At 55.1% G+C, this 9557-nt stretch carries 8 protein-coding genes; all 8 read left to right on the forward strand.

Annotated elements, in window-relative coordinates:
• Positions 1-38: 38 nt before the first annotated feature.
• The 8 genes from E1162_RS07085 to argE all read left to right on the forward strand — a co-directional run bounded on the left by E1162_RS07085 (position 39) and on the right by argE (position 9388).
• Positions 39-1313: an acetylornithine deacetylase/succinyl-diaminopimelate desuccinylase family protein gene (locus tag E1162_RS07085; RefSeq protein ID WP_155128871.1), complete on the forward strand. Its 1275-nt coding sequence runs from the start codon at positions 39-41 to the stop codon at positions 1311-1313.
• A gap of 45 nt (positions 1314-1358) precedes the next feature.
• Complete coding sequence (locus E1162_RS07090; RefSeq protein ID WP_155128725.1) at positions 1359-2864, forward strand: ABC transporter substrate-binding protein; 1506 nt, start codon at positions 1359-1361, stop codon at positions 2862-2864.
• Positions 2865-3020: 156 nt separating this feature from the next.
• Entirely contained in the window at positions 3021-3962 is a 942-nt protein-coding gene (locus E1162_RS07095) for an ABC transporter permease (protein WP_155128727.1), read from the forward strand.
• Positions 3959-4828 carry an ABC transporter permease gene (locus E1162_RS07100; RefSeq protein ID WP_257098727.1) on the forward strand — a complete coding sequence of 290 codons (870 nt, stop codon included), beginning with the start codon at positions 3959-3961 and terminating at the stop codon, positions 4826-4828. Before E1162_RS07095 ends, E1162_RS07100 begins: the two co-directional genes overlap by 4 nt.
• Positions 4829-6445, forward strand: a complete 1617-nt coding sequence (locus tag E1162_RS07105; RefSeq protein ID WP_155128729.1) for an ABC transporter ATP-binding protein — start codon at positions 4829-4831, stop codon at positions 6443-6445.
• An 87-nt stretch (positions 6446-6532) separates the two neighbouring features.
• On the forward strand, positions 6533-7255 hold the full coding sequence (locus E1162_RS07110; protein ID WP_155128731.1) for a class II aldolase/adducin family protein: 723 nt from the start codon (positions 6533-6535) through the stop codon (positions 7253-7255).
• Between the two features lie 20 nt (positions 7256-7275).
• Positions 7276-8172: an ROK family protein gene (locus E1162_RS07115; protein WP_155128875.1), complete on the forward strand. Its 897-nt coding sequence runs from the start codon at positions 7276-7278 to the stop codon at positions 8170-8172.
• A 64-nt stretch (positions 8173-8236) separates the two neighbouring features.
• On the forward strand, positions 8237-9388 hold the full coding sequence (argE, locus tag E1162_RS07120; protein ID WP_155128733.1) for an acetylornithine deacetylase: 1152 nt from the start codon (positions 8237-8239) through the stop codon (positions 9386-9388).
• Positions 9389-9557 lie beyond the last annotated feature (169 nt).

Genomic DNA, 9557 nt, shown 5'->3' on the forward strand with positions numbered 1-9557 from the left:
ACTGCATGATACCCTTGGGGAAATTAGGGGGTATGCGTATGCTTGAGGAAGTGTTTGCCAGAGTAGAGGCAAAAAGAGATGACATTGTTCGTCTCACTCAAGAACTTATTCAAATTCCCACAATTAATCCGCCCGGTGAAGCCTATACCCCATGTGCTGAATACATTGGGCGGCGCATGGCACGGCGTGGCTTTCAGGTAGAATATGTTCGCGGTGAAGGAAGCCCCGGCGATAGTGCCCGCTACCCGCGTACGAATGTTGTTACCCGCTTTGAAGGGCGTAATCCCGGCCCGTGTGTTCATTTCAACTCCCATATGGATGTCGTAGAGGTCGGCAAGGGCTGGACAGTCGATCCGTTCGCAGGCGTTGTAAAAGACGGCAAAGTCTATGGGCGCGGCGCTTGTGATATGAAGGGCGGGCTTGCCGCCTCTATCATTGCCGTTGAAACGATCATTGAATGCGTTGGCAATCTAAACGGTGCGCTAGAGATTTCCGGCACGGTGGACGAAGAATCTGGCGGCCTTGGCGGCGTCGCCTACCTTGCTCAAAAGGGCTATTTCTCTCCACCTCGTGTCGATCACGTCATTATTCCCGAACCTCTTCAGAAAGATCGCATCTGCCTTGGGCACCGCGGTGTCTGGTGGGGTGAGGTCGAGACACATGGCGAGATCGCCCACGGCTCCATGCCGTTTCTTGGAGATTGTGCCGTTCGCCATATGGGCGCATTTATGGAAAAGCTGGAAAAGCGGCTTTATCCGCTCTTGGAGCAAAAGCAGACAGAAATGCCTGTTACACCAAAGGAAGCACGGCGTTCTACGCTCAACATCAATAGCATTCACGGCGGACAGGAACCAAGCGGTGAAGGCCTTCCTTCCCCTTGCGTACCTGACAGTTGCCGACTTGTGCTGGACCGCCGCTTCCTAATAGAAGAAAGCCTTGACGAGGTAAGAGGTGAAGTTGTTTCTCTGCTTGAGGATTTATGCCGAGAGCGTGAGAACTTTCGCTATTCGTTAAAGGACCTTCTTGAAGTCCTTCCAACAATGACGGAAAAGGACGCACCGGTCGTAAGGGCCGTGGCAGAAGGCATTGAGACCGTATTGGCAAAGCCTGCTGAATATATCATTTCTCCCGGCTCATATGATCAAAAGCATATTGCAAGACTAGGTCACTTGTACGATTGCATTGCATACGGACCGGGGATACTGGAGATGGCACACAGACCTGACGAGTTTGTGGGCATAGACGATATGATAGACAGCGCCAAAGTGATGGCGCAGGCGGCACTGGTTTTAACCGGTACCATCGCACGATAGATAAACGCACCAAGAGATCCATCGAAATAGTGGGGAGATAATTGGATGAGTTCATTGCGCTTTAGGGCCGCATTGGGAGGAGCACTTTTCGCATCCGCCCTAACCCTTTTACCAGCTGTAATGCCAGCCTATGCAGGTCCGGCAGATAACTCTGTATCTGTAGGTATGGTTTTGGAACCACCGCATCTGGACCCGACTGCAGGCGCTGCAGCGGCCATTGACGAGGTCACCTACTCCAACATCTTCGAGGGTCTGACCAAGGTCGGGCCGGACGGTGCGGTGCTTCCTGGTCTTGCCAAGGCATGGACCGTATCCGAAGACGGCCTCACCTACACTTTCACGCTGAACAGCCCAGTCAAATTCCATGACGGCACGCCGATGACCGCCGAGGACGTAAAGTTCTCGCTGGACCGTGCCCGCACTGAAGACAGTGTGAACGCGCAAAAGCCCCTGTTTGCCGATATCGAGAGCGTAGACGTTACCGCGCCTGACACCGTAGTCATCAAGATGAAGAAGCCGGTTGGCAACTTCCTCTTCAACCTTGCGCAGGGCGACGCAATTATCGTTTCCGCGAAGAGCGCCGATAACAACAAGTCCATGCCAATCGGCACCGGTCCATTCAAGTTCGACAAATGGATTCAGGGTCAAGAAGTACGCCTTGTAAAGAACCCTGACTACTGGGGCGAGCCGGTTGCGCTAAACTCTGCAAGCTTCAAAATGATCTCCGACCCTAATGCTGCTTTTGCTGCGATGATGTCCGGCGATCTGGATGCATTCCCGAACTTCCCAGCACCTGAAACGCTGGTGCAGTTTGAAATGGACCCACGCTTCAAGGTTTCCATCGGCTCCACCGAGGGTGAAACCATTCTGGCGATGAATAACAAGGCTGGCCCTCTAGCTGATGTACGTGTTCGCCGTGCCATTTCCCATGCCATTGACAAGCAGGCCATCATTGATGGTGCAATGTTTGGTCAGGGCACTGTAATTGGTACCCATTTTGCGCCGCATCATCCTGCCTATGTCGACCTGAAAGACACCTACGCGCTGGACATTGAGAAGGCCAAGGCCCTTCTTGCCGAAGCTGGATACCCTGAAGGCTTTACCGCAACGCTGAAGCTACCTCCTCCACAGTACGCCCGCCGCGGCGGCGAGTTGATCGCCTCTGATCTCAAGAAGATCGGTATCAATCTGGAAATCATTCCGGTTGAGTGGGCGCAGTGGCTCTCTGAAGCATTCCGAGAAAAGAACTACGATTTCACCATCGTCTCCCATGTGGAGCCAATGGACATCGGCATCTATGCGCGTGACGGCTACTACTTCAACTATGACAGCCCTGAAGTGAAAGCCATGATCAACAAGCTGAACGCGACGGTTGATACCGAAGCACGCTATGCCCTGCTTGGCGATATCCAGCGCAAGATCACCGAGGATGCGGTCAACGTATACCTTTTCCAGCTTGGAAAATCCGGCGTTTGGAAGGCCGATCTGGAAGGTCTTTGGGAAAATACCCCTGTTCCAGCGAACGATCTGACCAAAGTCCACTGGAAATAAGCTGAAAACAGCGGCGCTGGCGTGCATAACTGCGCCATGCCAGCGCCCTTAATTTGATATTAGGGCACGCCTTTGATAGGAACGCCCATCCATTAATATTCACCGGAAAGCCTGCGTTCGTTTTGCTGGTTTTCTGCCTTTTTTACGAGACTGCCAATGCTTCTTTACGGCATTATGCGATTTGCAGGTCTGCTTGCCACGCTGTTTGCGGCAAGTCTCGTGCTGTTTCTCATTCTCGAAGTCATACCGGGCGACCCTGCCGAGTTGATGCTGGGCATGAACGCGCAAGAAGATACGCTTGCCGCGCTTCGTGAGCAGCTTGGCCTCAACGCCCCTGCCTTCACCCGTTATATCGACTGGGTCACGGGCATGTTTTCCGGTGACTTCGGCATCAGCTACACTTACTCGGTTCCCGTCTCTGATCTCATCGGAGATCGTGTTCTCGTGAGCCTTCCGCTTGCCCTTATCGCGCTCGTTCTTTCTACCGTCATCGCGATCCCTGTTGGTGTGTTAAGCGCCAAGTATCGCGGTAAAGCGCTGGATACCGGCATTATGGCAGGCGCGCAGATCGGCATTGCTATTCCAAACTTCTGGTTTGCGATCCTGCTGGTCTTCGTTTTCTCCATCACCCTGCGCCTTCTGCCAAGTGGCGGTTTTCCGGGGTGGGAAGCTGGTGTCTGGCCAGCGTTGAAATCGCTTATTCTGCCCGCTGTTGCTCTGGCGCTACCTCAAGCAGCGATCCTTGCTCGTGTGATGCGCTCCTCATTGGTCGAAGTGCTGCATGAAGACTATATTCGCACCGCCCGCGCCAAGGGCCTTTCCAAGCGCTCTACGTTATGGCTACACGGCGTACGCAACGCGCTCATTCCGGTGCTCACCATTCTTGGCCTGCAGTTCTCGTTCCTCATTGCTGGCACTGTCATTATCGAGAACGTCTTTTATCTGCCCGGCCTTGGCAGGCTTATCTTTCAGGCCATTACCCAGCGCGACCTTATTGTGGTGAAGAGCGCGGTTATGCTGCTTGTTGCCTCTGCCGTCTTCGTCACTTTTCTGGTGGATTTGGCGTATGCAGCTATCGACCCGAGGTTGCGCCGATGAGCCAAGGAAACTCTTCTCTTTCCATGCGCCCTCGCCGCCTTGCACGGGTCCTTGCCAGCAAGTCCTTCATGGTTGGCGCGGTTATGGCCTCGCTTATCGTCATTGCAGGCGTTGTCTCTTTCTTCTGGACGCCGCATGCCATTGACGCGCTGAACGTCTCCAAGCGCTTGCTGCCACCAAGCAGCACCTACCTGCTGGGCACAGACCAGTATGGACGAGACATTCTCTCCATGCTGATGATTGGTGCACGTACCTCTATCATCGTTGCGCTGATTGCTGTCGGCATCGGCATTGTGATCGGCGTTCCGCTTGGCCTATTGGCCGCCACCAAACGCGGCCTGCTGGAAGAAGGCGTTATGCGCCTTAATGACCTTATCTTTGCCTTTCCGGCTATTCTTTCTGCTGTTCTGATTACTGCCCTGCTCGGCCCCGGCATCATGAACGCCGTGATCGCCATCGGCATCTTCAACATTCCTGTGTTCGCCCGCGTAGCCCGTGGCGGTGCGCTTGCCCTTTCCAGCCGTGACTTTTTGCTTGCAGCCCGTGTTGCGGGCAAAGGCTCCCTGCGCATCACGCTTGAGCACGTTCTGCCGAACATCGCCAGCTTGCTTATTGTGCAGGCGACCATTCAGCTGTCCCTCGGCATTCTGGCAGAGGCTGGTCTTTCTTATCTCGGTCTTGGCACGCAGCCGCCCCTTGCGAGCTGGGGCCGCATGCTGAACGAAGCCCAGACCATGGTGGCTTTCGCACCACAGCTGGCGCTCTATCCCGGCCTTGCCATTGTTGTTTCGGTACTTGGCTTTAACTTGCTGGGTGATGGTCTGCGCGATCTACTTGACCCGAAACTGCGCCGGAGGATTGCATAAATGGCACTTCTCCAAGCAACGGACCTCTGCCTAGAAATCCGACAGAAGCAGATTCTGAAGAACGTCAGCTTTTCTATCGAGAAAGGCGAGGTTCTCGGCCTTGTTGGAGAAAGTGGCTCAGGAAAATCCATGAGCGCCCTTGCGGCTATGCAGTTGCTGCCGGAAGGTGCGACGCTTAAGGGCTCCATCTCCTTCTTGGGACAAGAGATTGTTGGTCTTGAAGATCGGAAAATGAACGCCATTCGCGGGCGCGATGTTTCCATGGTGTTTCAGGAGCCTATGACGGCGCTAAACCCGACCAAGACCATTGGCGAGCAGGTTGCCGAGGGTATTCGCCTTCATACCCGCGTTGGTTGGAAGGAAGCCTATGCTGAAGCAGGTAAAGCGCTGGAGCGTGTTGGCCTTGGCAGTGATCGCACTACCATGCACCGGTTTCCGCATCAGCTTTCCGGCGGCCAGCGCCAGCGCGTTGTCATCGCAATCGCCATTGCATGCGGCCCTAAGCTGCTGATTGCCGATGAGCCGACCACCGCTCTCGATGTTACTATTCAGGCGCAAATTCTCACCCTGCTGCGTGATATCGTACGCGAGCAGGATATGGCTCTGCTGCTGATCTCTCACGACCTTGCTGTTGTTGCAGATATGGCAGACCGTGTGGCCATTATGAAAGACGGCGAGATTGTCGAGCACGGCGCGACCACCAGCCTCTTCAGCAACCTCAAGCACCCGTATTCCAAGAAGCTCGTTGAGGCGTCCAGCCACTGCCCGCCAGCACGGCGTAAACCGCTGGACCTGACCCGCGAGCCGATCCTTAGCGTTGACGAGCTGGTGCGCTCTTACCCGCTGCCACGCCGCACGTTCTTCGAAAAGCGCCGCAGACATACCGCCGTTGACCATGTGAGCCTGAGAATTGCGGAGCACCAAAGCCTTGGCCTTGTAGGCGAAAGCGGCTGCGGAAAGTCTACCCTTGCTCGCACTTTGCTTGGCCTTGAGCTACCGGAGAAAGGCTCCGTCAGCTTCCTTGGCAAAGATCCGTTTAAGGCGGGCGGGCATGAGCGAGCAGAACTGCGCCGTGGCATTCAGGCTGTTTTCCAAGACCCTTATGGCAGCTTTGACCCGCGCCACAAGGTAAGCCGCATCATCGGCGAACCGCTCTTCCTGCTTCGCGGTGAGATCAGCGCTAAAGAAGCCGAGAAACGTGTTCACACAGCGCTTGAGTCCGTTGGCCTTACCATCAGCGACGGCGAAAAGTACCCGCACGAATTTTCCGGCGGCCAGCGCCAGCGCATCGCCATTGCCCGTGCCCTTGTAACCGAGCCAAAGCTGATTGTTGCTGACGAACCGGTCTCCGCTCTGGATGTATCAATTAGGGCACAGATTCTCGATCTTTTTGCCGATCTTCGTGATCGTCTGGGTGTCGGCTACCTCTTCATTAGCCACGATCTGTCTGTGGTTCAGGCCATCACCGACCACGTCATTGTAATGAACAGCGGCGTAATTGTTGAGGAAGGCCCTACGGAAGAAGTGTTCGCTAACCCTTCCCACCCTTATACGCGTTTGTTGCTTTCAGCCGTTCCTAAACTGGAAGATGTGCTCAAGCGTCGCCTTAATTCCTAAAAGTGGTGCTCTTGACGCCTTAGGGATGATAGGGATAGACCGTATCTTTCACAGATAAACATACATCGGTATCAGGGCATTCAGCCAATGACTGGCAATGGGTTAGAAGGGAAAAGCGACGTTATCCGCTATGCGCAGCTGCTGGCGACAAGCGGCTTGACGCACGGCACCTCCGGCAACGTGAGCGTGCGCAGCAAGAACGGCTTCCTTATCACCCCATCCGGCATTCCCTACGAAGACCTTACCGAGAACCTCATTGTCGAAATGAGTCTCGATGGTGGTTATTGGGGCGACACCCTGCCTTCCTCCGAATGGCAGATGCACCGCGATGTGTACCGCTCCTACCCTGACGCTACTGCAGTTATTCATTGCCACTCGGCCCGTGCGACCGCGCTTTCGTGTTTGCGTCGCTCTATTCCCGCATTTCACTACATGGTTGCGGCGGCTGGCGGTAAGTCTATCGAATGCGCCGAGTATGCGACCTTCGGCACCAAGGCGTTGAGCGAAGCCATGCTTGCAGCGCTCGGCCCGCGCCGTGCGTGTCTGCTTGCCAACCACGGCCAGATTGCCTTTGGCGCTTCCCTCTACAGAGCCTTTGCGCTTGCTGTTGAGGTTGAGGCGCTGGCAGACCAGTATATGAGCGCTCTTTCTATTGGAGAGCCGGCGATTTTATCGCAGGAAGAGATGGACCGTATCCTCGCCAAGTTCCGCAGCTACGGCAAACAGCTGGATGAACTGAGCGACGATGCGCCGGACGCCTTCGAGCATCCCCGCCACCTTGGTGCCAGCGACACAAAGGGCGGGCTATGAGCAACACAGGGGCAGCGACAATGCGGCTAGGCATTGACTGGGGCGGAACCAAGATGGAAATCATCGCCCTATCAAATGAGGGCGAAGAGCTTTTCCGCAAGCGGGTTCCTACGCCGCGTGACGATTACGATGGCTGCGTTCTGGCAGTTGTGGAGCTTGTTGCCGCCGCCGAGTTTGAAACAGGACAGCGCGGCACGCTTGGCATTGGCATTCCCGGCTCCATCTCCCCTTCCAGCGGTCTTGTGAAGAACGCCAATTCCACATGGATGAACGGCAAGCCGCTCGACAAAGACCTTGAAGCAGCGCTTGGCCGCGTTGTGCGCATTCAAAATGACGCCAACTGCTTGGCCGTTTCTGAAGCAACAGATGGTGCAGGTGCAGGCTTTGATGTGGTGCACGCTATCATCGTTGGCACTGGCTGCGGTTCTGGCATCGCCATTCATGGACGCCCTCTCAAAGGGGCCAACGGCATTTCAGGCGAATGGGGTAGCACGACCGTTCCTTGGTTACAGGAAGACGAGTTTCCCGGCCCGATCAACTGGACAGGTGCCAGAAGCGCCATTGACCTGATGTGCTCTGGCACTGGCTTCCAGTGGGACTATGAGAACGCAACAGGGCTAAAGGTTTCTGGCAAGGAAATCATCGACCGAATGCATGCTGGCGAAGACATGGCACAGGCGACTTACCGGCGCTATGTCAGTCGTTTGGCCCGCGCCTTAGCGATGTCTGCCAACCTGCTGGACCCTGACTGTTTTGTACTGGGCGGCGGCATGTCCAACGTAGACGAGCTTTACGAGGACCTGCCAGCAGCCATGCGCCCTTTCATCTTTTCTGATGGCTACGACGTAGTCATCCGCAAAGCCATGCACGGTGACAGCTCCGGCGTTCGCGGCGCTGCCTGGCTTTGGAATTCTTGAAGAAATGCCTTAAACAATAATAGGACGAGGCAAACCGAACGCCACCGGAAGGTAAACTTTTCATATGTCTATGACGACAACCGAAATTCTGGAAAAACTTGTAAGCTTTGATAGCGTTAGCCGTAACTCCAACCTGCCTTTGATGGACTGGGTTGAGGAATACCTGAGCCAATTCGGGCTCAAAGGCCACCGTGTTTACAATGAGGACCGCACCAAGGCGAACCTGTTCGTCACCATTGGTCCGGACGCAGATAACGGCTTTATTCTCTCCGGTCACACCGACGTTGTGCCTGTTGACGGACAGGACTGGACCAGTGATCCGTTCACCCTCGTTGAGCGTGATGGCACGCTGGTGGGCCGTGGTTCTTGTGACATGAAGGGCTTTGTTGCGACCTGTCTGGCAAAAGTACCTGACATGTTGAAGGCGCCGCTGACACGCCCATTCCACCTCGCCTTTTCCTATGACGAGGAAGTAGGCTGTATTGGTGTGCAGGGCCTGCTTTGGGACCTCAAAGAAAAGGGTCAGAAGGCTGCGGCCTGTTTTGTGGGTGAACCGACTGAAATGCAGGTTATTGTCGCGCACAAGTCCAAGGCATCTTACCGCGCTATCTTCACCGGCCTTTCCTGCCACTCCTCTCTTGCTCCGCAGGGCGTAAACGCCGTTAACTACGGCGCCCGCCTAGTCAACAAGCTGGAGCAGATGGCAAAGGAACTAGCATCTGGCCCGCGTGACGAGCTGTTTGACCTGCCATACTCCACCGCCCACACAGGCGTGATGACTGGCGGTACGGCTCTCAACATTGTGCCAGAGCGCTGCGAAGTGATCTTTGAATTCCGCATCCTGCCAACAGAAGACCTGAAGGCTTGCGTGAAAGAAATCCAGCGCTACGCAAATGAAGAGCTTCTGCCGGAAATGCAGGCGGTCTATCCGGAAGCCAATATCGAGTTCATCTGCAACTCCGAAATTCCGGGCCTGAACACCAACCCTGATGATGATGTGACCGCTCTCGCAAAGCGTCTTGCTGGCCGCAACGACCACGCAAAAGTTGCTTACGGCACCGAAGGCGGCTTGTTCCAGACCATTTTGGAAGTGCCTACCGTCGTTGTTGGTCCAGGTTCCATTGAGCAGGCTCACAAGCCGGATGAATTCATCAAAATCTCTGAGCTGCAAAAGTGCGAGAAATTCCTCGACAAGCTCATCGAGCAGGCCTGCTGAGCCTGCCGCTTGAGATCCTGTAAAGACGCTAAAAATCCCGCGGTACACTGCGGGATTTTTTTATGCTGACACCCCACGCTATCGTCATGCCGGACTTGATCCGGCATCCAGACTGCCAGACGCGCCTAATTCAGTGCTGGATCCCGCATCAAGTGCGGGATGACCCGAG

Origin of the sequence: Pseudovibrio flavus, from assembly GCF_009711345.1 — a bacterium.
GTDB lineage: Bacteria > Pseudomonadota > Alphaproteobacteria > Rhizobiales > Stappiaceae > Pseudovibrio > Pseudovibrio flavus.